This is a genomic window from Mycolicibacterium litorale, from assembly GCF_010731695.1.
In the GTDB taxonomy this organism is placed as follows: Bacteria; Actinomycetota; Actinomycetes; order Mycobacteriales; family Mycobacteriaceae; genus Mycobacterium; species Mycobacterium litorale.
In genome coordinates this window covers 5060377-5081764 of sequence record NZ_AP022586.1, presented here as the reverse complement: position 1 = coordinate 5081764, position 21388 = coordinate 5060377, and the positions used below count along the sequence as shown (strand labels likewise).

Genomic DNA, 21388 nt, shown 5'->3' with positions numbered 1-21388 from the left:
GTGGCCGACGGCTTACCGACAGATCTGCGCCGGGCGCTCGACCGCGCCGCGCGACTCCCCCGCCTGCTGATCGCCTGCGACTACGACGGCACCCTCGCGCCGATCGTGTCGAACCCTGCCGACGCCCGGCCGCTACCCGCGTCCGCCGCCGCCCTCGAGGAACTGGCCGCGCTGCCCGCGACCACCGTCTCGCTCATCTCCGGCCGCGCGCTCGCCGTGCTCCGCGAGCTCTCCGGGGTGTCCGACCGCGTGCACCTGGTCGGCAGCCACGGTTCGGAGTTCGACACCGGATTCGTCTCGCCGATCGACGAGCGGGCTCGGGCCCTGCTGGTCGAGATCAAAGGCGCCCTCGACGCCATCGCCGCGGAGTTCCCCGGCGCCACAGTCGAATTGAAGCCCGCCAGCGTCGCGCTGCACGTGCGCAACGCCTCACCGGCCGACGGTGAGGCGGCGATGCGACGCGCCAACGAGGCTGCGGCGCAGTGGGATGCGCAGGTCACCGACGGCAAGGCGGTCAAGGAGTTCGCCGTCATCCACACCGACAAGGGCCAAGCCGTCGACATCCTGCGCGATCAGCACGACGCGTCGGCGGTGGTGTTCCTCGGTGACGACGTGACCGACGAGAAGGCGTTCCGCCGGATGCGCGACGGGGACATCGGGGTGAAGGTCGGGCCCGGTGAGACCGCGGCGGCCTACCGGGTGGGCGAACCGCAGCACGTGGCCGAGGCGTTGGAGTATCTGCTCGCCGCCCGGCGCCACCGCTGATGCTGACCTCCGACGACCTGGCGGCCCGCACCGCCCGCGCCGTCACCGCGGCGACGGCGGCCGGTCGAGACCTCGGCCTGCACGTCGATGAGCCGCGGGTGCTCTACGACGTCTTCTCCGTGATCGTCCATCTGGCGCCGTCGCCGGTGGTGGTGCGGGTGCCGACGGTGCTGCCCGCATCGGTGCGCTCGTCCCCCGAGCGGCAGACGGCGCAGCAGCGCGCCGAGCTGTCGGTGGCGGGCTGGCTGACCGACCGCGGACTGCCGGTGGTGCCGCCGAGTCCCCTGGTGCCCCGCGAACCCGTTGTGCTCGATGGCTTCTCCATGACGTTCTGGCAGTATCTCGACGCGGTGAGCGACGGCGAGCCGGACTTGGCGCAGCGGTGCGCGTCGACGGCGGGGCTGCACGCCGCACTGCGCGAGTACGACGGCGGCGGCCTCGGGTTCTTCACGCAGTTCGAGACCTACATACCCGCGGCGCTCACCGAGCTGGAGCACCAGCCCGGCCTGCTCGACGCCGCCGATGTACAGCGCGCGCGGCAGGATTGGGAACACCTCGCACCGGTGCTCACGTCCCGGGCGGGGTTCGAGGCGGCATTCCCCGGCGTGGACGTCCAGCCGATCCACGGTGATGCGCCGTTCCACAACATGATTCCCACCGCGACCGGCGAATACTGGTCGGACTTCGAGCTGGTCACGTTGGGAGCGGTGGAATCGGACCTCGCGCTCGTCGGGCCGGAGGGCCACGCCGCCTACGACGCCGCCGCCGTCGGGCTCGGTCTGCGCGCGCTCGACGAACGGGTGCTCGCGGTCACGGAGTCGGCGGCGCTACTCGCCTCGGTGGCGTGTCTGGCGATGGCGCCGCAGCTGCCGATGCTCGTTGACGCGCTGGCGCCGGCGGTGCAATCGTGGCGCTCGCGACGTGCCGAGCGGGCGTGAACTGCTGACGTTTCCGCGGTGTGGCGGGTGCAGACACGCACGGTCGCCGGACGGGGTGAGAGGTCAGGACGGGGCGCCCGCGGTGCGACCGCGCAGCAGTTCGGTGTCGAGCACCTCGATGACCGGCAGCCCGTCGCGCGGCGGCTCGTGCAGCAACCGGCCGGCGCGTCGCCCCTTCTCGATGCTGGGCTGCACCACGGTGGTCAGCCCGCGGCGCACCGCATCGGGGATGCCGTCGAAACCGGTGACCGTCATCTGACCGGGCACGTAGATCCCGCGCGAGCGCAGATAGTCCATCGCCGACAGCGCGAGCACGTCGGCGGTGCACATCAACGCCGTCAGCCGCGGATTGGCGGCCAGCGCCACCTCGGCGGCCGCCCCGCCGGAGGTCGGCAGGTGCTCGTAGCTCTCCACGACCGTCACCGCGCGCTCGTCGAGTCCGGCCGCGGCCACCGCGTCGTACACGCCCGCGATGCGCTCGCGCTGGACATGGAAGTGGGGCGTGCGGAGGCGTTCCGGGTCTGCCACCGTGGGCCTGCTGCCGTCGGGCCGCTCGAGACCGAGCCGCATCGTCAGCAACCCGATCTCCCGGTGGCCCAGCCCCAGAACGTATTCGGCGATCTGGCGCATCGCGGCACGATCGTCGATGCAGACCCGCGACGTGCCGGGAACATCCTTGGGCTGGTCGACGACCACAACGGGCAGGTGCCGCTGCTGCACCACCGGCAGGTACGGATCGTCGTCGCTGGCGGAGTAGACGACGAAACCGTCGACACCCGCGGCCAGCACGGCCGCAGAACCGTCCTCCAGACTGCGATTCGGCCCGACCGCCACCAGGAGCAGGCCCTGCCCGGCGTCCTCACACGATTCGGCAAGCCCGGCAACGAAATCGAGTGCGGCCGGATCGCTGAAGGAGTAGTTCAGCGGTTCGGTGATCACCAGGCCGACCGCACCCGCCCGGCGGGTGCGCAGCGACCGCGCCACCGGATCGGGCCCGGGATAGCCGAGCCGTTTGGCCGCGGTGAAGATGCGCTCACGCAGTTCGGCCGACAACTGGTCGGGTCGGTTGTACGCATTGGAGATGGTGGTGCGGCTGACCTTCAGCTCGGCCGCGAGGGAGGCCAGGGTCGCGTGCCGTCGCGGCTCCGGACTCCTGGACATGCTCTGTGACGTTAGCCGATGCGGCCGCGGTCACGTCACCAGCACGCGGTCGGCAGACGAACGCAGCCCGCGTTCGACCGCCCACACGACCGCCCAGACACCGCAGGCGATCGTCACGATGATGAAGCTGGGCGGGGCGTTGAACATCGCGGACAGCGCGAGGCCGGCCCACACCGCCACCAGGTTGATCGCCGTCGACAGCGCAATCGCCGCCGCGGGCCGCGCGGTCAGCATGATCGCCGCCGCGGCGGGCGTCACCACCAACGCGAACAGCAGCAGCGTCCCGACCGCCTGCACCGCCATCGTGATCGTCAGGCCGAGCAGCACCATGAACACGACCGAGAGTCCGCGCACCGGAACCCCCTTCGCGTCGGCCACCTGGGCGTTGACGGAGGTGAACAACAGCGGGCGGTAGATCACGCCGATGCCGGCCGCCAGCACGCCGAGCAGCACCGCGAACGACACGATCTGTTCGCCGGTGATCGCCAGCAGGTTGCCGAACAGGACGTTCGTCAACGTCCCTGAATTGCGGGTCGCCAAGGAGTTGAACAGCAGGCCCAGGCCGGTCGCCATCGCCAGCACCGTGCCGGTCGCGACCTCCCGGTCGGCCGCCCGTCTGCCCAGCGCCCCGATCACCAGGGCACCGCCGATGCAGAACACGCCGAGACCCAACACCACCGGCAGCCCGAGCAGCGCCGCGCCTGTCGCACCCGGCAGCCCGATGTGGGCGAGCGCGTGCGCGGCGAACGCGGTGTTGCGCACGACGACGAAGTAGCCGATCAGCCCGGCGGCCAGCGCGACGATGGTGCCGCCCACCAGCGCGTTGCGCATGAAGCTGGAGGAGAGGATCTGCCACCAGTTGTCCTGGTAGCTCAGCGCCACCACGGTCGTGGTCACCGCATCCTCCGCACGTAGAGATCACCCTGTGGGGTGTGCACCACCTCGACCGCGGCGCCGTACAGGTGGGTGAGCAGTTTCTCGTCGACCACCCCGTCGAGCGAGTCGTAGTGCGGATGGCCGTCGAGCAGGTAGATCGCGCCGGTGAGGATCGGTAGCAGCGGGTTGAGGTCGTGGGCGACCACCAGCACGGTGACACCGAATTCGGCGTTGACGGTCTTCACGAGCGCGACGAGTTCGTGCTGGCTGCGCATGTCGAGCGCGGCCAGCGGTTCGTCGAGGATCAGCATCTTGGGACGGCCGACCAGTGCTTCGGCGAGCGCGACACGTTGGCGCTGCCCACCCGACAGCTGGGAGAGCCTTCGGTCGGCGAACGCCGTCGCGTCGACGGCGGCGAGCACCTTGTCGACGCGCGCACGATCCTCCCGCGAGGCCAGCCCCAGCCCCCAGCGGTGCCCATTGAGGCCGAGCATGACCGCATCGCGGGCGCGGACGGCCTCGCCCGGGTTCGACCCGTAATTCTGCGGCACGTAACCGATCTGGCCGTTGAGCGCACCCGGCGGCTTCCCGAACACCTCGACCCGGCCGGTGGCGGGGGTGAGCAGGCCGAGCACCACCTGCAGCAGCGTGGTCTTACCGGCCCCGTTGCTGCCGATGACCGCGACGACCCCGCCCGCGGGCACGTCGAAGTCAGCCTGCGACCAGACCGTGCGACGGCCCCGGACGACGCTGACGCCGCGGAACGTCAGCGCCGGCTCAGCCGCCGACACCGAGCGCCTCGGCCAGCGCGGAGAGTTGGCCGACCTGCCATGACTCGAACGAGTCGGCGCCGGGCGGCATGGACTCGGTCACCTCGACGACGGGCACACCGGCCTGTTCGGCGGCGGCCCGGATCTGTTGCGGCACCGACCCTTCGGTTTGCACGTTGTAGATCAGCACGTCGACCCCGCGATCTCCCAGCAGCCGCAGGAACGCGTCGAGGTCGGCGGGCGACGGGTCGCTCTCATGTGCGGCGGCGGCCTGGTAGCCGGGCGGGGTGCGGTTGACCAACCCGACGGCTGCGGCCATCTCGTCGAAGACGCTCTCGGTGGCGGCGTAGGTCTTACCGCCGGCGGTGGCCTTCAGTGAGCCGACGATCTGGTGGTAGGTCGCGAGCGAATCCCCGAATTCCGCGTGTCGTTCGGTGAAGTAGTCCTCGGCGGCCGGGGCCAGCTTGGCGAATTCGGCGGTGACCGCATCGGCGACGGCGGTGACCGCGGCGGGGTTGTACCAGACGTGCGGGTTGGACTCCTCGGCGTGCGCGGCGCCGCCACTGAGCTCCACCGCGTCGATCACCGGGGCGTCCGGCGCCGATCCGGCGGCCAGTTTGGTGGCCCACTCGTCGTAGTGGCCGCCGTTGACGACGATCAACTGCGCGTCCTCGAACAGTGCCGCGTCCTTGGGGGCGGGTTCGAAGTCGTGGGGATCGACGGAGGACCCGGAGACCACGGTGTTGACGGTGGCGCACTCGCCCGCGAGCTGGGAGACGATGCTGCCCCACTGGTCGACGCTCACCACCACCGACAGCGGCTCCGCCGGGCAGTCCCCGCTGGGTTGCGCGGTGGGGGCGGGCTGCTCTCCACCCGAGCATGCGACGGTCACGAACGAAAGGACCGTGGCCGCGAGGCCGGCGACCAGGAGACGTCGGGGGCTGAGGATCACCGATTAACGATAACGGTTTGCATTTCCAGATGCGATTCGGGCCGGTCAGGCCCCGGTGGCCACCGCGCGCTCCGGTTCGGCGCACCACTGCGACCATGAGCCCGGGAACAGTGCCGCCTCCACACCCTCGGCGCGCATCGCCGCGACCAGGACCGCCGCCGTGACCCCGGATCCGCAGTACGCGCCGACGGGTCCCGCGCGGCTCGCGCGGTCGAGCAGCGCGGCATCGGCACGGAACACACCGTCGGCGTCGAGCAGCCCGGTGCTCGGTGCGTTCTGGGCGCCGGGGATGTGCCCGGCCACCGGGTCGACCGGTTCCACCTCGCCGCGGAACCGTTCCGGCACCCTGGCGTCGAGCAGCAGTCCGTCGAACTGCGCGACGTCGTCGGCCGTCAGAGTCGGCAGCGCGCCGCGGTACAGGTCGTCGTGGATGACGCGGACGTCACCCGGCGACGGCGTGACCCGACCGGTCTCGAGCGCTCCGCCGGACGCGACCCAGGCGGCCAGCCCGCCATCGAGGATGCGCACCCGATCGACACCCGCCGCCGTCAGCACCCACCACGCGCGCGCCGAACCGGCGCGGTTCCAGTCGTCGTAGACGACGGTGAGGACACCGTCGCGCACACCCCACCGGCGGGCCGCCGCCTCGACCGACGCTCCGGTGGGGAGCGGATGGCGGCCACGTCCGGCGACCGTGTGGTCGCTCAGCTCGTCGTCGAGGGAGACGTAGACCGCGCCGGGCACGTGGCCGCGGGCGTAGGCCTCGCGGCCATCGGGGCGTGCCAGCTCCCAACGGACGTCGAGGACGGTGACCGGGCGTCCGGTGGCGAGGTGCTCGGCCAGTTCCGCCGCGGTGATCAGGACGTCGGCGCGTGTCACCTCTCCGATCGTGCCATCCCTAAGCTGGCGCCGTGACCGACCACGCGTTCACCGACGCCGAACGCCACGCCGTGTACCGCGCCATCGCCGAACGCCGCGACATGCGGCGGTTCGTCGCCGGCGAGACGGTGTCCGACGACGTCCTCACCCGCCTGCTGGCCGCCGCGCACGCCGCCCCCAACGTCGGGCTGATGCAGCCGTGGCGCTTCATCCGCATCACCGATCCCGCCGTCCGGCGCGACATCCACGCCCTGGTCGACGAGGAACGCCACCGCACCGCGGCGGCGCTCGGCCCGCGCGGTGAGGAGTTCCTGGCGCTCAAGGTCGAGGGCATTCTCGACTGTGCGGAGCTGCTCGTGGTCGCGCTGCGTGAGGGCCGCGAACAGCACGTGTTCGGCCGGCGCACGCTGCCCCACATGGATCTGGCGTCGGTGTCGTGTGCGATCCAGAACCTGTGGCTGGCGGCGCGCACCGAGGGCCTCGGCATGGGCTGGGTGTCGATCTTCGACCCGCGCCGGCTCGCCGGCCTGCTCGGGATGCCCGACGGTGCGGACCCCGTGGCGGTGCTCTGCCTCGGGCCGGTGCCGGAGTTCCCCGAGCGCCCCCAACTCGAACTCGACCAGTGGGCGTATACCCGCCCACTGGCCGAGTTCATCAGCGAAAATCGCTGGTAGCCAGTCGACTTCAGTGATCGTGGCCGACGGGGCCACTGAGCTCGTTCGGTGCCTGTTCGAGCGTCGCGGACGCGGTGACGGTCCCGGCCTGCAGGTCGACGAGGTGGATCTGCTTGGCCGCGGGATCGGTGACGTAGACCGCGTCCTCGCGGGTGAACACCGCGGGGGCGGGGTCCTGCCAATCGTCCGGCTCGGTCCACGGCTGCGTCACCTGAACGGCTTTGACCATGTCCGCGGTGACCGGGTCGAACACGTAGAGCTTTCCGTCGGTCCCCATGATCAGTGCTTCGGCCTGCGGACCCCGGCCCAGCGACCGAAACCAGTAACTCACCGCTGGTGGCATCTGCACGACCTCGAGCCGGTCGGTGGCGGTGTCGATCAGCGCGAACTGCTGCGGGCGCTCCAACTCGGCGTCCGGATCGACCTTCATGTCACCGAGCACCACGGCCGAATCCTCGTGGCCGCGGGTGTTCCCGGTCCGCCCGTAGGGCGTCGGGCTCGGGATCTTGGTGAATTTTCCGTTCGCGTACTCGAGCACGCCGTTCTCACACCCGAGGATGACCACCTCGTCGGCGGCCACCGACTCGCCGTGGATGCCGGGGCATTCCTCGCTGCGGGCGATCTCGCGACCACCTTGCATCGCCACGGCCCCCGTGCGCTTCTCGGAGTCGCCGATGCTGTGCACCAGGGTGCCGTCGGACAGGATCACCGCCACCCCGTGGTGGGCCTGCGGCGTCGTGAACGTCTCGGTCTCCGGCAGCCCGCCGTTCTCCAGCGCGTGCGGATCGAAGGCGGTGATCTCACCCGACCCGTCGGCGAACAGCACGGTGTGTTCGCCGTGGTTCACGACGTGGCCGGCGTCGGCGGCGGGAAACGTGTGGTCGGTCAGTTGTCCGCGGGCAGCGTCGAGGATGCGGAATCCTTCGTCGGTGGTGACCAGGACGTGGGCGTCGTCGCCGGCGGGATTGACCCGCAGGAAGCCGTCGAGCGGGATGTCCTGCTCGACCTCGAGCGTCTCACCGTCGAGGACGTAGAGCCCGCCGTCGTACGTGGCGACCAGGGGCTCGTTGACGGGTTGGGCCTGCGCCTGCGGTGCGGGCGAACCGCTGTCCGAACACGCCGCCAGTGCGGCCACCGTGGCGGTCGCCGCGCCGACGCGGTACATCCACCGCTGACTGTTCATATCGCTCCTTCGATTCACGGGTTGGCCGGCGTTCAGCGCAGGCCGTTGACGATGGCGTCGGTGTCGGCGCGCATCATGTCGAGGTAGGTGGCGCCGGGTGTGCCAGGCGCACTGAGGGATTCGGTGTAGAGGGCGACGATCCGCACCCGGACCCCGGCCTGTTCGGCCAGCACCCGCGCCAACCGCTCGGGCTGTGACGAATCGACGAAGATCGCGGGCACCCGCGCCGATCGGATGGCCGACACCAGCGACTGCAGGTCCGACGAACTCGGCGCGGCGAGTGTGGTGCCGCTCGGCACGATCGCACCGACGACCGCGAAACCGAACCGGTCGGCGAGGTAGCCGAGCACATGGTGGTTGGTGACGAGCTTCCTGCGATCGGCCGGGATCCCGGTGAACTGCTGGGACATCGACGCATCGAGCGCCCGCAGTTGCTCGCGATAGCGTTCGGCGTTGCGGTCCACGGCCGCGGCGTCGATGCCCTCGACCTCGCGGCTGACGGTCTCCGCCACGGCGTCGACGGCGGCGATCATGCGCCGGGGGTCCATCCAGAAGTGCGGATCCGGTGCACCGGCGGAGTCGCCCTGCGTGTAGCGGATCGGATCGATGCGGTCACCGACGGCCAGTGTCGGCACCCCGTCCTCGGCCGCGGTCTGCACGTGCCGGGCGATGCCCTCCTCGAGGCCGAGGCCGTTGGAGACGATCAGACTCGCGGTCGACAGCGCGGCCGCGTCCTGCGCGGAGAGCGCGAACGAGTGCGGGTCGGCGTTCGGCTGCATCAGCACCCGTACGGGTGCGGTGTCGCCGACCACGTTGCGCACGACGTCACCGATGATGTTGGTGGTGACGATGATCTCGCGCGCCGATGGTGTTGTGTCACAGGCGGTCAGTGCGGCGACGCTGAGGGTGAGTATCCACGCGACGCACCGTCGGATCACCGGCCGGCCTCGACCATCAGGCCCGGTGACACCTCGGTGCGCAACGTACGCGCGATGCGCAGCCCGTCGGCGTAGTCGATCTCGTACACCTCGCGCGCCGCGGCGTTGTTCACATACGCGCGGTCGGAATCGATCTCGACGACCGGGGCCGGGCCGTCGGGGCGCACGCCGTCGAGCAACGGGATGCGCGCGGTCTCGGAGCGGGTCGTCACGTCCACGGCGGCCAGGGTGCCGTCGCGGTGCAGGACGAGTACCGTGCCGTCCCCGGCGGTGTTCACCGCCACCGCGTCCGGGGCCGGGATGAGGACCCAGGACCGCTGCCTGCTGTCGAGCACCCACACGTGGCCGGCGGCGATGCCGGCGAAGACGTCGGCGCGGTCGCGGTGGGTCACGGTGGCCGGCCGCTGGGCGGGCGCATCCGCTGGGTACGGGATCGTCGTCGCGGTCGGCGTGCCATCGCCGCCCGCGACCCGCAGTGCACCTGTCGCGCAACCGAACACCGCCGCACGGCGCGACGCCATCGCCCAGCTGACGCCGGGACACCGGGCGTCGACATCGATCGTCTCGCCGTCGGCGGTGGCGCGCACCCGGCCGGCCGGGTCGACCGTGACGAGGCGGCTGCCGAGCGGTGCCGCGGCGGCGACGTCGCCGTCGACCCCGGTCGTCTCGACCGCCCGTCGGCCGAGGCGTTCCCGGTCGAGCACCTCGACGGCACCCCCGGTGGTCTCGACCGCAGCCACCGAGTTGTTAGCGCTGACCGAGGCTGCCGGCACGTCGAGGGTTCCGGCGACCGCGGGTTCGGTGGCGAAGTAGTGGTAGTGGTCGCCGTGGTCGAAGGTCCATGCGCCGGCGTCCACGATCGTGGTGCGTGCGCCGGTCCGCAGGTACGCGAAGCGGCCGTCGTCGTCGATCGACGTTACCGGCCCGAAATCGCCGATGGGAGTCTCGGTTTCGTCGACGGCGTCGTAGACCGCTGTCGCCCCGGACGCCGGATCGACGAGGACCAGACGCGTCAGCGGTCCGTCGAGTTCGCGCGCCCCCTCGACCACGACCTCGTCTCCCCCGGTTACGGCGGGCGGTTGCGGGGATTCGGTGGCCCCACCGGAGCACCCCGCCACGAAGCATGCCGACGCCGCGACCGCGGTCACCGGCTTCCACGCGGCGACGATCCGCCTGGCGACCGTCGAGGCGAAGAACATCAGCACCGCGACACCCGCGATCGTCGCGCCGCCCGCCGTATCGGCGTGCCAGGAGATGAGCAGACCGAGATACACCGCGACGCAACCGATCACGGCGGCCAGCACCATCACCCGCGGAATCGACCGCGCCCAGAGCAGGGCCGTTGCCGGCGGGGCGATGAGCAGGCCCAGTACCAGCAGCGTGCCGACGACGTGGAACGACGCGACCATCGCGATCGCCACCAACACGGTGAGTGCGGGGATCGCGAGGTCGGGACGCAGGCCGAGCGTGGTGGCCTTGCGCGGGTCGAATGTGACCGCCACGAACGCGCGGTGACCGACCAGCACCGCCGCGAGGGTGACGGCCAGCGCGGCGCCCAGCGTGACCAGATCGCCGGTGCGGACGGCCAGCACGTCACCGAACAGGAATCCGGTGAGGTCGACGGCGAAACTCTGCGACCTGGAGACGATCACCACGCCGAGTGCGAGCATGCCGACGAGCAGCAGCCCGATGCTGGTGTCCGAGGAGAGCTTCGACGATCGGCCCACCGCGGCCACGCCGACCGCCATCGCCACCGCCGCGAGGAAGCCGCCGACGAGCACATTCGCACCCAGCAGGGCCGCGAGCGCGACGCCGGGCAGCATGCCGTGGGTCATCGCGTCGCCCAGGAACACGCTGCCGCGCAACACCACCCAACATCCGACGGGGGCGCACAGGCAGGCGGCGATGACGCCGGCCGCCAAGGCTCGCACGACGACGTCGGCCTCGAACGGTGCGGTCAGCCAGTAGGTCATGGCGTACACTTCTAGCAGTAATGAAAACCATTTTCAACAGACGGATGACGGCGGCGCCGCCGAGAACCGCGATCGCCGTGCGCGGGATCGCGTTCGGCTACCCCGCCACCGAGGTGTTCCGGGATCTCGACGTGTCGATCACTCCGGGTGCGCTGACCGCGGTCACCGGATCGAACGGTGCGGGGAAGTCGACGCTGCTGGGACTGCTCGCCGGTGTGCTTCGGCCGGTCCGGGGCACGGTCGAGACGGGCACCGCAAACGTCGCGCTCGCCGTCCAGCGCAGCCACGTCACCGACACGTTCCCCATCACCGCCGCGGAGGCGGTGATGATGGGCCGGTGGCGGCGACTGGGCCTGCTGCGGCGCCCGACCCGTGCCGATCACGCCGTGGTCGACCAGTGGCTCGAGGAGTTCGGACTGACCGCGCTGCGGCATCGAAGCCTGGGCGAACTGTCCGGCGGGCAGCGCCAGCGGGTGCTGCTCGCCCAGGCCTTCGCCCAGCAGGCGCCGCTGCTGCTGCTCGACGAGCCGACCACCGGGCTCGACAACGCGGCCGGCGCCATGGTGATCGGCCACCTGCGCCGGTTCGCCGCGGCGGGGACGACGGTGGTGGCCGCCACCCACGACGCCGGGGTGGTCAGCGCGGCCGATCACCGCGTCGATCTCGACGCGTCGATCCGGCACTAGGCTGGGCGACGTGTCCGGAGCAGCCGTCGACCTCAACGCCGACCTCGGTGAGGGTTTCGGCGTGTGGACGCTCGGCGACGACGACGCGATGCTGGAGATCGTCACCTCGGCCAACGTGGCGTGCGGATTCCACGCCGGCGACCCGGCCGGCCTGGCCAGGGTGTGCCGGGCCGCCGCCGCCCGCGGCGTGCGCATCGGCGCGCAGGTCAGCTACCGGGATCTCGCCGGCTTCGGCAGGCGGTTCATCGACGCCACCCCCGAGGATCTGACCGCCGACGTGATGTATCAGATCGGGGCGCTCTCGGCGCTGGCCGAAGCGGCGGGCTCTGCCGTCTCCTACGTCAAACCTCATGGCGCTCTGTACAACTCGATCGTCACCAACCGCGACCAGGCGCGGGCGGTGGCGGCCGCGGTGCACGCGGTGGACCCGGGGCTGCCGGTGCTGGGGCTGTCGGGTTCGGTGTTCTTCGCCGAAGCGGCGGAACTGGGCCTGCGGACCGTCGCCGAGGCGTTCGCCGACCGGGCGTATCAGCCGGACGGACAACTGGTCTCGCGACGCGAACCCGGTGCGGTGCTCCACGACGTCGAGCAGATCGCCGACCGTGTCATCTCGATGGTGACCGCCGGGAACGTCACCGCGATCGACGGGTCGACGATCGACATCTCGGTGAATTCAGTGTGCGTGCATGGGGATTCGCCCGGAGCGGTGCAGATCGCCACCGCCGTGCGGGACCGGTTGACCGCCGAGGGCGTCGCCCTAGCCCCGTTCAGCTAGCGCCGGCCTGCCGATTCGCGCTCGCCACCACGCTGTCGAGTAGCCCCGGCATCGCGGCCTCCACCTCGTCACGACGGAGCCGCTGATAGGTCAGCCCGTCGATCACCAACCGCTCGGTGACACCGGCCTCGCGCAGGATCTTGAAGTGGTGGGTGGCCGTCGACTTGTTGATGCCGTCGTAGAGCGCACCGCACTGCATCGCGGTGCCCGCGTTGTGCAGCCGCCGGACGACCTCGAGGCGGACGGGGTCGTGAAGCGCCCCGAGCACCTGCTGAACAGAGCCGACCGGGGCGGCGGTCAGCGTGTCGTCCGCCATCAGAGTGTCCTTCACCACGCAAGTTTGATGTCCGTCAAACCCAGCGTACTCTCGGTTGGGTTCGATGTCCGTCAAACCTACCCCGGGAAGGCTGTGATGGTGGCATTCGACCGTTCAATCGGTGACGAGACGCAACGGTGGGCCTATCCCCTGCTGCTCGTGCTGAGCGGGGTAGCGCTCGGCGTATCCGGCGTGCCCGCCCCGCTGTACGGCCTCTACGAGGCGAACTGGCACCTGTCCCCGCTGGCGACGACGATGATCTTCGCGGTCTACGCCGTCGCCGCGCTCGGCGCGGTGCTGGTGTCCGGCCGGATATCCGACGTCGTCGGCCGCAAGCCGGTGCTCATCGCGGCGTTGATCGCGCTGATGGTCGGGCTCGGCGTATTCCTGATCGCCGACAGCATGGCGCTGCTGCTGCTCGCGCGCGCCATCCACGGCGCCGCGGTGGGCTCGATCGTCGTCGCGGGCGCCGCCGCACTTCTTGACCTGCGACCCCATCACGGCGTGCGCACCGGCCAGCTGTCCGGCGTGAGCTTCAACATCGGGATGACGGTCGCGATCCTCGGGTCCGCCCTGCTGGCCCAGTACGCACCGCATCCGCTGCGCACCCCGTATGCCGTCGTCGCGGTGCTCTGCCTGATCGTCGGCACCGGACTCGTCGCGCTGCGCGAACCGCACACCGCCCGCACCCGGGGCCGCATCCGGTTGGCCAGACCCGCCGTGCCGCAGGAGATCCGGCGCGACTTCTGGTTCTCCGCGCTGGGCGCGATGGCGTCCTGGTCGGTGCTCGGTGTGCTGCTGTCGCTCTACCCCTCGCTGGCGGCCCGCCAGACGCACATCGACAACCTCGTCTTCGGCGGCGCCGTGGTCGGCACGACGGCGTTCGCGGCGGCGCTGGCCCAACTCGCGGCCACCCGCGTGCCCGCCCGCCACTCCGCCGTCATCGGCGACCTCGGCATGGCGATCGCGCTGCTCGTCACGATCCCGGTGCTGCTGGCCCACCACTGGCAGCTGGTGTTCGTGGCGGCGGCCCTGCTCGGCGCGACGTTCGGGCTGGGGTTCGGCGGATCGTTGCGCCACCTGTCCGACGTCGTGCCCGCGGGTAAGCGCGGCGAGACCATGTCGGCGTTCTACCTGCTGGCCTATTCGGCGATGGCGGTGCCGACCCTGCTGGCCGGCTGGGCCGCGACGCGCTGGGAGCTCGTGGTGGTGTTCCCGTGGTTCGCCTGCGCCGTCGCGCTGGCCTGCCTCGGCGCCGCGGCCGCGGGGGTGCGCAGCGCCCGGGCCTCGGCCGCCCAGCCCGCCTAGCGACGATCCTCGACGAACGGCAACAACGCCATCTCCCTGGCGTTGCGAATCGCCACCGCGACCTGCCGTTGCTGCTGGGGCGTCAGGCCGGTCACCCGGCGGGACCGGATCTTGCCGCGCTCCGAGATGAAGGTGCGCAGCAGCGCGGTGTCCTTGTAGTCGATCGTCGTCACCCCGCGCGCGGTGAGGGGATTGCGCTTCTGCCGCACCGGTTCCTTGAGCGGCGTCCGTCGTTTCGGTGCCCTCTTCTTAGCCATCGACTCACCAACTCGCTTTCCGCACACCGGGCAACTCACCGCGGTGCGCCATCTCACGGACCCGGACGCGGGACAGCCCGAACTTGCGCAGGTGCCCGCGCGGACGGCCGTCGACGGAATCGCGGTTGCGCAGCCGTACCGGACTGGCATCTCGAGGAAGCCGTTGCAGCGCAGCCATCGCGGCGGCCTTCTCCGCCGCGGACGACGACGGTCTGCGGATGACGTCTTTGAGTTCGGCGCGGTGTTCGGCGTGCCGTGCGACCAGCCGCCGCCGGTGCTCGTTGCGGGCGATCTTGCCCTTCGTCGCCATCAGCGTTCCTCGCGGAAGTCGACATGGCGCCGCACCACGGGGTCGTACTTCTTCAGCACCAGACGGTCCGGATCGTTGCGGCGGTTCTTGCGGGTGACGTAGGTGTACCCGGTTCCCGCGGTGGACTTGAGCTTGACGATCGGGCGGATCTCGTTGCGCGCCATCAGATCTTCACGCCCTTTCGGCGGATGCGCGCCACCACGGCGTCGATGCCGTCGCGATCGATCACCTTGATCCCCTTGGCGCTCACGCGCAGCGTGACCCGCCGGCCTTCGGACGGCACGTAGTAGGTCTTGGTCTGGATGTTGGGGTCCCAGCGCCGTCGCGTACGACGGTGCGAATGCGACACCCGATTACCGAAGCCGGGCGAGCGGCCGGTGACCTGGCAGTGCGCGGACATGAGGTTCCTCCCGAAGTAATTGAAAACGGTTTTCGACAACGCTCGATCGGGACTGTAGCGTAGGCAGCCGGTTATTGAAAATGATTCTCAACAGTGGGAGGAAGCGATGCGGACTCCGGTGATCGTCGTTGCCGGGCAGGGTCAGTCGAACGCGGTGTGCGACGTCCTGATGGCGGCCCCCGGGACCGTGGTGATCAGCCACCGCTTCGACGGTCAGGTGGTGGTCCGCACCGTCGCCACCCAGCGCGACGGCCGGACACTCATCTCGGAATGGCCGCTGGAACTCACCAAGGGATGCGTGGGCTGCACGACGCGCAACGACCTGCTGGTACTGCTGCGCCTGCTGCACCACCGCGACGACGTCACCCGTATCGTCGTGCAGCTCGCACCCTGGCTCGAACCGGAACCCGTGTGCTGGGCGATCGACAACGTCGCGGTCCACGTGGGCCCCGGTCACATCGACGGACCGGCCGCCCGCGACGTGTCCATCGAAGCGGTGGTGACGACCGTGGACGTCGCCGTCTGGCTCGCCCAGGCGCTCGGTGACGACGACCTCGACGACAACCGCACCGTCGCCCAGGTGGTCGTCGGCCAGGCCGAATTCGCCGACGTGCTGGTACTCACCGAACCGGACCGTCGGACGCTGGCCGTGCTGCGCCGGCTTTCACCGCGGGCGCGGATCACCGTCGGCACGGACCGACTCGCCACCGCCCTGGCCAACCTCGAACCCGATGCGCGGCGCGGACGTGGGCACAACCCGCACGATGCGCTGCTGGCCGGCGAACCGCCGCTGCGCGCCGACGGCGACGTGACGATCGTCGAGTTCAACGCCGCCCGCCCGTTCCACCCCGAGCGCCTCCATCAGGCGATCGACGACCTCCTCGACGGCGTGGTGCGCATCCGCGGCCGTGCCTGGCTGGCCAGCCAGCCCGATGCGGTCGTGTGGATCGAATCGGCAGGCGGCGGTCTGCACGTCGGCCACGCCGGTCGGTGGCTCGCGGCCATGGACCAGCACCAGAGGGCCTATGCCGCACCGGAACGCGTCGCACTCGCGGCGCTGCAGTGGGATCAGCGCTTCGGCGACCGCCACATCGCGCTGACCGTCCTGGTGTGCGGCGCCGAGCCGAAGGCTGTCGAGCGCGTGCTGTCGCGTGCGCTGCTGACCGACGACGAGCTGGCCCGGCCCGAGACGTGGACCGCGTACGACGACCCGTTCGGCGACTGGCACGAAGATCCGTGCGACCAGCTCGACGAGACCGCCCCCACCAACTCGCTACGCGGAGAAGGAGATCGACGATGAAGCCCGGCATCCACCCCGACTACCACCCGGTGGTGTTCCAGGACGCGCTGACCGGTGATGCCTTCCTGACCCGGTCGACCATCACCAGTTCCAGAACGATCGAGTGGGAGACCCCCGACGGAGTCCGCACCTATCCCCTGGTCGTCGTCGACGTGAGCGCGGCGTCGCACCCGTTCTGGACGGGATCGCGGCGCACCCTCGACACTGCCGGTCAGGTCGAGAAGTTCCATCGCCGCTACGGCAGGACCGCGGGAGGTCGCGCCTAGAGTGGGCGGATGCGCGTGCGAGCCGGCCGGCCCGATCTACGGGACCACGGGCGATGGTTCGACGCACCCGCCGCCACCGCGGACTCCACCCTCACCGTGACCTGGGCCGGCGTCACCACCCTGCTGATCGACGACGGTTCGTCGGCGGTGCTGACCGACGGCTTCTTCTCCCGCCCCGGCCTGCTGCAGGTCGCACTGGGCCGCGTCGCCCCGTCGCCACCACGGGTCGACGGCTGCCTGTCACGTCTGCGCGTCGACCGGCTCGACGCGGTGCTGCCGGTCCACACCCACTTCGACCACGCGCTCGACTCCGCGCTCGTCGCCGACCGCACCGGCGCCGTGCTCGTCGGCGGCGCCTCGGCCGCACACCTCGGGCGCGGCCACGGTCTGCCGGAGAATCGGGTGCACACGGTGGTTTCCGGGGACACCGTCACCCTCGGCGCCTACGACCTCACCCTGGTCGACTCCGGACACTGCCCGCCGGATCGCTTCCCGGGGGCGATCGAGCGGCCCGTCACCCCACCGGTCAGGGCGTCGGCCTACCGCTGCGGTGAGGCGTGGTCGCTCCTGCTGCGTCACCGGCCGACCGCGCGCACCCTGCTGATCGTCGGCAGCGCGGGGTTCGTCCCCGGCGCGCTCAGCGGCAGGCACGCCGACGCGGTCTACCTCGGTGTCGGGCAGCTCGGGCGGCAACCCGAAAGCTATCTGCGGGAGTACTGGACGGAGACCGTCCGCGCGGTCGGCGCCCGCCGCGTGGTGCTGATCCACTGGGACGACTTCTTCCGGCCGCTGCACGAGCCGCTGCGCGCCCTGCCGTACGTGGCCGACGACCTCGACGCCACGATGCGGGTGCTGACCGGCCTCGCCGACGAGGACGGCGTCGCGCTGCATCTGCCCGTGCTGTGGCAGTCCGACGACCCCTGGCGCTGACGGGGACCCTCGGTGTTCCTTGCGCTGGTGCTGCTCGCCGCCGTGCTCACCTTCGCGTCGGTGCGGCCCCGCGGCTGGTCCGAGGCGGTCGTCGCGGTGCCCGCCGCCGGGCTGCTGATCGCGACCGGAGCGATCTCGGTCGACGACGCCGCGGCCGAGGTGGCGCGGCTCGCGCCGGTCGTCGGGTTCCTCGCGGCGGTGCTGGTCCTCGCGCAGCTGTGCGACGACGCCGGCCTGTTCCACGCCGCCGGCGTCTGGATGGCGCGGTCGGGGGCGGGCGATCCGAGGCGGCTGCTGGCCGTGGTGTTCGTCATCGCGACCGGCACCACCGCGATCCTCAGCCTCGACGCGACGGTCGTGCTGCTCACCCCGGTCGTGCTGGCCACCTGCCGCACGTTGGCCATCCCGGCCGGCCCGCACGCTTACGCCACCGCACACCTGGCCAACAGCGCATCGCTGCTGCTGCCGGTGTCGAACCTGACCAACCTGCTGGCGTTCACCGCCGCCGGACTGTCCTTCACCCACTTCGCCGCGCTGATGACCCTGCCGTGGCTGGCCTCGATCCTCGTCGAATACGTCGTGCTGCGTGCGCTCTTCGCCCGCGACCTCGCTGTTGCGCCCCGTCCCGCGGAACCGCTGCCCGCCGTCGAGATGCCGATGTTCGTCCTCTTCGTGCTGGGCCTGACGCTGGCGGGTTTCGCGGTGACCTCGGTGTTCGACGTGTCACCGGCGTGGGCGGCGCTGGGCGGTGCGGTCGTCCTCGGCGTCCGGGGGCTGGCGCAGCGCCGCAGCACCGTGGCGGGCATCGTGCGGTCGGCCAACGTGCCATTCCTGGCGTTCGTGCTGTGCCTGGGCGTGGTGGTCGAGGCGGTGATGAGCCACGGCCTCGACGAGGCGATGCGATCGATGCTCCCCGACGGCGACGGCTTCGTCGCGCTGCTGGGCGTCGCGGCCGTGGCGGCGGTGCTGTCCAACGTGGTCAACAACCTGCCCGCCGTCCTCGTGCTGCTGCCTCTGGTGAGCGTCGCCGGCCCGGCGGCCGTGCTGGCCGTGCTGATCGGGGTCAACGTGGGTCCCAACCTCACCTACGTCGGATCCTTGGCGAACCTGTTGTGGCGCAACGTCGTCCACCGCGCCGACGTGCCCACCGGCGTGCTGCGGTTCAGCGGGGTGGGGCTGTGCACGGTGCCGCTCACCCTGGTCGCGGCGGTGTCCGGTCTGTGGGTGGGGCTCCGGGTGATCGGAGCGTAGTGCGCCCCGACACTACTGTTGGTGACGGTTTCCGGCCGAAATCGGTCAACAACCGTCGTCTCGACGCAGAAGGTTGAGTCAGCTGCGGCGCTGGCGCGCGATCTCGGCGAGCACCACACCGGCGGCCACCGACGCGTTGAGCGATTCGGTCGGTCCGGCCATCGGGATCGACACGACCGCATCGCAGTGCTCGCGCACCAGGCGCGACAGCCCCTTGCCCTCGGAGCCCACGACCACCACCATCGGCCCGGCGCCGTCCAGTTCGTCGAGCGTGGTGTCCCCGTCGGCGTCCAAACCGACCACCTGCAGGCCGGCGTCGGCCCAGCTCTTGAGCGTGCGGTTCAAGTTGGTGGCCCGGGCGACCGGAAGGCGCGCTGCCGCACCGGCACTGGTACGCCACGCGACCGCGGTCACCGACGCCGAGCGTCGCTGCGGGATCAGCACCCCGTGCCCGCCGAACGCCGCCACCGAACGCACGATCGCGCCCAGGTTGCGCGGATCGGAGATGTTGTCGAGCGCGACCAGCAGTGCCGGAGCGCCGTCGGCCTTCGCCGTCGCCAGCAGATCGTCGGGGTGGGCGTAGTCGTACGGCGGCACCTGCAGCGCCAACCCCTGGTGCAGGGCGTTGTTGCTCATACGGTCCAGGTCGGGACGGGGCACCTCGAGGATGGGGATGCCGGTGTCGGCGGCGATCTGGACGGCCTCGGTCACCCGCTCGTCGGCCTCGGTGCCCATCGCGACGTACAGGGCGCTGGCCGGGACCTCGGCGCGCAGGCACTCCACCACCGGGTTGCGGCCCAACACCAGTTCGGTTTCGTCGGTCTTACGGGCGGGGCGCCGCTGCTGCTGCTTCTGCGCCCTGGCCGCACGCTTGGCAGCCGGGTGGTGGGGCCGCTCGTGGGCGGGCGGTGTTGCGCCACGACCTTCGAGCCCGCGGCGGCGCACGCCGCCCGAGCCGACGGTCGGACCCTTCTTGGTGCCCGCTTTGCGCACCGCGCCACGGCGTTTCGAGTTACCCGCCATCGTCAGGCATCCTTGCTGTCGCCGTCGAGCAGCGACCATTGCGGACCGTCGGCGGTGTCGGTCACCTCGATGCCGGCCTCCTTGAGCCGGTCGCGGATCTGATCGGCCGTCGCCCAGTCCTTGCGGTTGCGGGCCTCGGTGCGGCTGTCGAGCGCCCACCGGACCAGCACGTCGATCGCGCTCAGCGCCGCCGAGGTCTCGTCGCGTGACTCCCACCGCTCGTCGAGCGGGTCGCAGCCGAGGATGCCCATCATCGCGCGGATCGACCGGGCCTGCGCCATCGCGGTCTCGTGGTCGCCGGAGTCCAGCGCGCGGTTGCCCACCGCGCGTGCGGCGTGCACCTCGGCCAGCGCGATCGGCACCGACAGATCGTCGTCGAGCGCGGCGGCGAACTTCGCCGTCCACTCGCCGGGCACCACGGTGCCCACCCGCGTGCGGACGCGGTGCAGGAAGTCCTCGACCCCGGCGTAGGCCTTGACCGCGTCCTGCAGTGCGTTCTCGGAGAACTCCAGCATCGACCGGTAGTGCGCGCTGCCCAGGTAGTAGCGCAGCTCCGCGGCCCGAACCCGTTGCAGGACAGCGGGAATCGAGAGCACATTGCCGAGCGACTTGCTCATCTTCTCGCCGCCCATGGTGACCCAGCCGTTGTGCAGCCAGAAGTTGGCGAACCCGTCGCCGGCGGCCTCGGCCTGGGCGATCTCGTTCTCGTGGTGCGGGAACACCAGATCCATGCCGCCGGCGTGGATGTCGAAGTCGGCGCCGAGATACGCCTCGCACATCGCGACGCATTCGGTGTGCCAGCCCGGGCGGCCGCGACCCCACGGGGTGGGCCAGGACGGTTCGCCCGGTTTGGCGCCCTTCCACAGCGTGAAGTCGCGCTGATCGCGCTTCCCCGTGGCCACGCCCTCGCCCTGGTGGACGTCGTCGATGCGGTGCCCGGAGAGCTTGCCGTAGTCCGACAGCGTCGAGACGTCGAAATAGACGTCCCCGTCACCGGTGTAGGCGTGCCCGCGGTCGATCAGGCGATCGATCAGCTCGACCATCTGGGTGATGTGCCCGGTCGCCCGCGGTTCGGCCGACGGCGGCAGCACGCCCAGCGCGTCGTACGCGGCGGTGAAGGCGCGTTCGTAGGTGGCCGCCCACTCCCACCACGGCCGGCCCGCGTCGGCGGCCTTGATGAGGATCTTGTCGTCGATGTCGGTGACATTGCGGATGAACGCGACGTCCAGCCCTTTGGCAGTGAGCCAGCGCCGCAGAACGTCGAACGCCACCCCGCTGCGGACGTGGCCGATGTGCGGGAGGCCCTGCACAGTCGCCCCGCAGAGATAGATGGAGACATGCCCGGCACGTAGCGGCACGAAATCGCGCACGGCACCCGCCATGGTGTCGTAGAGCCGCAGGCCCGTCGGCGATGTCGCCGACCGGCCGGCTTCTGCGCGATCGGTCACGACGGGCCA

25 protein-coding genes are annotated in these 21388 nt (G+C 71.0%); 10 read left to right on the top strand and 15 right to left on the bottom strand.

Going from position 1 to position 21388, the window contains the following annotated elements; translation table 11 throughout:
• Together otsB and G6N30_RS24370 are read left to right on the top strand one after the other, a co-directional pair.
• A complete protein-coding gene (otsB, locus tag G6N30_RS24375; RefSeq protein ID WP_134056670.1) occupies nucleotides 1-765 on the top strand; it encodes a trehalose-phosphatase in 765 nt (254 codons plus the stop codon).
• Nucleotides 765-1703 carry an aminoglycoside phosphotransferase family protein gene (locus G6N30_RS24370; RefSeq protein ID WP_134056672.1) on the top strand — a complete coding sequence of 313 codons (939 nt, stop codon included), beginning with the start codon at nucleotides 765-767 and terminating at the stop codon, nucleotides 1701-1703. Before otsB ends, G6N30_RS24370 begins: the two co-directional genes overlap by 1 nt.
• A gap of 63 nt (nucleotides 1704-1766) precedes the next feature.
• On the opposite strand, the gene G6N30_RS24365 is transcribed toward G6N30_RS24370, so the two are convergent.
• The 5 genes from G6N30_RS24365 to G6N30_RS24345 form a co-directional block, all read right to left on the bottom strand.
• Complete coding sequence (locus tag G6N30_RS24365) at nucleotides 1767-2864, bottom strand: Rv3575c family transcriptional regulator (RefSeq protein WP_134056674.1); 1098 nt, start codon at nucleotides 2862-2864, stop codon at nucleotides 1767-1769.
• A gap of 30 nt (nucleotides 2865-2894) precedes the next feature.
• Nucleotides 2895-3761 carry a metal ABC transporter permease gene (locus G6N30_RS24360; RefSeq protein WP_134056676.1) on the bottom strand — a complete coding sequence of 289 codons (867 nt, stop codon included), beginning with the start codon at nucleotides 3759-3761 and terminating at the stop codon, nucleotides 2895-2897.
• The gene (locus G6N30_RS24355) at nucleotides 3758-4531 is read right to left on the bottom strand and encodes a metal ABC transporter ATP-binding protein (protein WP_134056678.1); all 774 of its coding nucleotides are present in this window, start codon (nucleotides 4529-4531) and stop codon (nucleotides 3758-3760) included. The genes G6N30_RS24360 and G6N30_RS24355 overlap by 4 nt, the downstream gene beginning before the upstream one ends.
• Nucleotides 4518-5438, bottom strand: coding sequence for a metal ABC transporter solute-binding protein, Zn/Mn family (locus tag G6N30_RS24350; RefSeq protein ID WP_276027423.1), 921 nt, complete (start codon nucleotides 5436-5438; stop codon nucleotides 4518-4520). Before G6N30_RS24350 ends, G6N30_RS24355 begins: the two co-directional genes overlap by 14 nt.
• A gap of 69 nt (nucleotides 5439-5507) precedes the next feature.
• Nucleotides 5508-6341 (bottom strand): sulfurtransferase, encoded by an 834-nt coding sequence (locus G6N30_RS24345; RefSeq protein ID WP_134056680.1) that lies wholly within the window; start codon nucleotides 6339-6341, stop codon nucleotides 5508-5510.
• A 32-nt stretch (nucleotides 6342-6373) separates the two neighbouring features.
• Here G6N30_RS24345 and bluB point away from each other — a divergent pair, with 32 nt between their 5' ends.
• Nucleotides 6374-7015 carry a 5,6-dimethylbenzimidazole synthase gene (gene bluB / locus G6N30_RS24340; protein WP_134056682.1) on the top strand — a complete coding sequence of 214 codons (642 nt, stop codon included), beginning with the start codon at nucleotides 6374-6376 and terminating at the stop codon, nucleotides 7013-7015.
• A 10-nt stretch (nucleotides 7016-7025) separates the two neighbouring features.
• On the opposite strand, the gene aztD is transcribed toward bluB, so the two are convergent.
• Genes aztD through aztB form a run of 3 tightly spaced genes read right to left on the bottom strand, consistent with a single transcriptional unit; the run spans nucleotide 7026 to nucleotide 11109 of the window.
• Nucleotides 7026-8198, bottom strand: a complete 1173-nt coding sequence (aztD, locus tag G6N30_RS24335) for a zinc metallochaperone AztD (protein ID WP_134056684.1) — start codon at nucleotides 8196-8198, stop codon at nucleotides 7026-7028.
• Between the two features lie 32 nt (nucleotides 8199-8230).
• Entirely contained in the window at nucleotides 8231-9133 is a 903-nt protein-coding gene (gene aztC / locus G6N30_RS24330) for a zinc ABC transporter substrate-binding protein AztC (protein ID WP_407664764.1), read from the bottom strand.
• A complete protein-coding gene (gene aztB, locus G6N30_RS26960; protein WP_166674605.1) occupies nucleotides 9133-11109 on the bottom strand; it encodes a zinc ABC transporter permease AztB in 1977 nt (658 codons plus the stop codon). Before aztB ends, aztC begins: the two co-directional genes overlap by 1 nt.
• Before the next feature lie 20 nt (nucleotides 11110-11129).
• Between aztB and aztA the strand changes: the two genes are divergently transcribed.
• Both aztA and G6N30_RS24310 read left to right on the top strand, forming a co-directional pair.
• The gene (gene aztA, locus G6N30_RS24315) at nucleotides 11130-11795 is read left to right on the top strand and encodes a zinc ABC transporter ATP-binding protein AztA (protein WP_134056688.1); all 666 of its coding nucleotides are present in this window, start codon (nucleotides 11130-11132) and stop codon (nucleotides 11793-11795) included.
• A 10-nt stretch (nucleotides 11796-11805) separates the two neighbouring features.
• A complete protein-coding gene (locus tag G6N30_RS24310; protein WP_134056690.1) occupies nucleotides 11806-12570 on the top strand; it encodes a LamB/YcsF family protein in 765 nt (254 codons plus the stop codon).
• On the opposite strand, the gene G6N30_RS24305 is transcribed toward G6N30_RS24310, so the two are convergent.
• Nucleotides 12563-12886, bottom strand: coding sequence for an ArsR/SmtB family transcription factor (locus tag G6N30_RS24305; RefSeq protein ID WP_134057533.1), 324 nt, complete (start codon nucleotides 12884-12886; stop codon nucleotides 12563-12565). The genes G6N30_RS24310 and G6N30_RS24305 overlap by 8 nt on opposite strands.
• Before the next feature lie 96 nt (nucleotides 12887-12982).
• Here G6N30_RS24305 and G6N30_RS24300 point away from each other — a divergent pair, with 96 nt between their 5' ends.
• On the top strand, nucleotides 12983-14194 hold the full coding sequence (locus tag G6N30_RS24300; RefSeq protein ID WP_134056692.1) for an MFS transporter: 1212 nt from the start codon (nucleotides 12983-12985) through the stop codon (nucleotides 14192-14194).
• On the opposite strand, the gene rpsR is transcribed toward G6N30_RS24300, so the two are convergent.
• Genes rpsR through rpmB form a run of 4 tightly spaced genes read right to left on the bottom strand, consistent with a single transcriptional unit; the run spans nucleotide 14191 to nucleotide 15161 of the window.
• Complete coding sequence (rpsR, locus tag G6N30_RS24295; protein WP_134056694.1) at nucleotides 14191-14451, bottom strand: 30S ribosomal protein S18; 261 nt, start codon at nucleotides 14449-14451, stop codon at nucleotides 14191-14193. The genes G6N30_RS24300 and rpsR overlap by 4 nt on opposite strands.
• Nucleotides 14452-14455: 4 nt before the next feature.
• Nucleotides 14456-14761: a 30S ribosomal protein S14 gene (gene rpsN / locus G6N30_RS24290; RefSeq protein WP_134056696.1), complete on the bottom strand. Its 306-nt coding sequence runs from the start codon at nucleotides 14759-14761 to the stop codon at nucleotides 14456-14458.
• Nucleotides 14761-14925, bottom strand: a complete 165-nt coding sequence (gene rpmG / locus G6N30_RS24285) for a 50S ribosomal protein L33 (protein WP_134056698.1) — start codon at nucleotides 14923-14925, stop codon at nucleotides 14761-14763. Before rpmG ends, rpsN begins: the two co-directional genes overlap by 1 nt.
• Complete coding sequence (rpmB, locus tag G6N30_RS24280; protein ID WP_134056700.1) at nucleotides 14925-15161, bottom strand: 50S ribosomal protein L28; 237 nt, start codon at nucleotides 15159-15161, stop codon at nucleotides 14925-14927. Before rpmB ends, rpmG begins: the two co-directional genes overlap by 1 nt.
• A gap of 106 nt (nucleotides 15162-15267) precedes the next feature.
• Between rpmB and mrf the strand changes: the two genes are divergently transcribed.
• The 4 genes from mrf to G6N30_RS24260 are packed head-to-tail and all read left to right on the top strand — an operon-like array spanning nucleotide 15268 to nucleotide 18908.
• Nucleotides 15268-16461, top strand: a complete 1194-nt coding sequence (gene mrf, locus G6N30_RS24275; RefSeq protein WP_134056702.1) for a ribosome hibernation factor-recruiting GTPase MRF — start codon at nucleotides 15268-15270, stop codon at nucleotides 16459-16461.
• A complete protein-coding gene (locus G6N30_RS24270) occupies nucleotides 16458-16727 on the top strand; it encodes a type B 50S ribosomal protein L31 (RefSeq protein ID WP_134056704.1) in 270 nt (89 codons plus the stop codon). The genes mrf and G6N30_RS24270 overlap by 4 nt, the downstream gene beginning before the upstream one ends.
• Nucleotides 16728-16736: 9 nt before the next feature.
• Nucleotides 16737-17657: an MBL fold metallo-hydrolase gene (locus tag G6N30_RS24265; protein ID WP_134056706.1), complete on the top strand. Its 921-nt coding sequence runs from the start codon at nucleotides 16737-16739 to the stop codon at nucleotides 17655-17657.
• A 12-nt stretch (nucleotides 17658-17669) separates the two neighbouring features.
• A complete protein-coding gene (locus G6N30_RS24260; protein ID WP_134056708.1) occupies nucleotides 17670-18908 on the top strand; it encodes an SLC13 family permease in 1239 nt (412 codons plus the stop codon).
• Between the two features lie 78 nt (nucleotides 18909-18986).
• Here the strand turns inward: G6N30_RS24260 and rlmB are convergent, their stop codons facing one another.
• On the bottom strand, nucleotides 18987-19931 hold the full coding sequence (gene rlmB, locus G6N30_RS24255) for a 23S rRNA (guanosine(2251)-2'-O)-methyltransferase RlmB (protein WP_134056709.1): 945 nt from the start codon (nucleotides 19929-19931) through the stop codon (nucleotides 18987-18989).
• Nucleotides 19932-19933: 2 nt separating this feature from the next.
• Nucleotides 19934-21379: a cysteine--tRNA ligase gene (cysS, locus tag G6N30_RS24250; protein ID WP_134056711.1), complete on the bottom strand. Its 1446-nt coding sequence runs from the start codon at nucleotides 21377-21379 to the stop codon at nucleotides 19934-19936.
• Between the last annotated feature and the right edge of the window lie 9 nt (nucleotides 21380-21388).

Coding starts and splice junctions, on each gene's coding strand:
- G6N30_RS24370 (WP_134056672.1), top strand. CDS start 765: ATGCTGACCTCCGACGACCTGGCGGCCCGCACCGCCCGCGCCGTCACC.
- G6N30_RS24365 (WP_134056674.1), bottom strand. CDS start 2,864: ATGTCCAGGAGTCCGGAGCCGCGACGGCACGCGACCCTGGCCTCCCTC.
- aztD (WP_134056684.1), bottom strand. CDS start 8,198: ATGAACAGTCAGCGGTGGATGTACCGCGTCGGCGCGGCGACCGCCACG.
- aztB (WP_166674605.1), bottom strand. CDS start 11,109: ATGACCTACTGGCTGACCGCACCGTTCGAGGCCGACGTCGTCGTGCGA.
- aztA (WP_134056688.1), top strand. CDS start 11,130: ATGAAAACCATTTTCAACAGACGGATGACGGCGGCGCCGCCGAGAACC.
- G6N30_RS24305 (WP_134057533.1), bottom strand. CDS start 12,886: ATGGCGGACGACACGCTGACCGCCGCCCCGGTCGGCTCTGTTCAGCAG.
- G6N30_RS24300 (WP_134056692.1), top strand. CDS start 12,983: ATGGTGGCATTCGACCGTTCAATCGGTGACGAGACGCAACGGTGGGCC.
- rpsR (WP_134056694.1), bottom strand. CDS start 14,451: ATGGCTAAGAAGAGGGCACCGAAACGACGGACGCCGCTCAAGGAACCG.
- rpsN (WP_134056696.1), bottom strand. CDS start 14,761: ATGGCGACGAAGGGCAAGATCGCCCGCAACGAGCACCGGCGGCGGCTG.
- rpmG (WP_134056698.1), bottom strand. CDS start 14,925: ATGGCGCGCAACGAGATCCGCCCGATCGTCAAGCTCAAGTCCACCGCG.
- rpmB (WP_134056700.1), bottom strand. CDS start 15,161: ATGTCCGCGCACTGCCAGGTCACCGGCCGCTCGCCCGGCTTCGGTAAT.
- mrf (WP_134056702.1), top strand. CDS start 15,268: ATGCGGACTCCGGTGATCGTCGTTGCCGGGCAGGGTCAGTCGAACGCG.
- G6N30_RS24270 (WP_134056704.1), top strand. CDS start 16,458: ATGAAGCCCGGCATCCACCCCGACTACCACCCGGTGGTGTTCCAGGAC.
- G6N30_RS24265 (WP_134056706.1), top strand. CDS start 16,737: ATGCGCGTGCGAGCCGGCCGGCCCGATCTACGGGACCACGGGCGATGG.
- rlmB (WP_134056709.1), bottom strand. CDS start 19,931: ATGGCGGGTAACTCGAAACGCCGTGGCGCGGTGCGCAAAGCGGGCACC.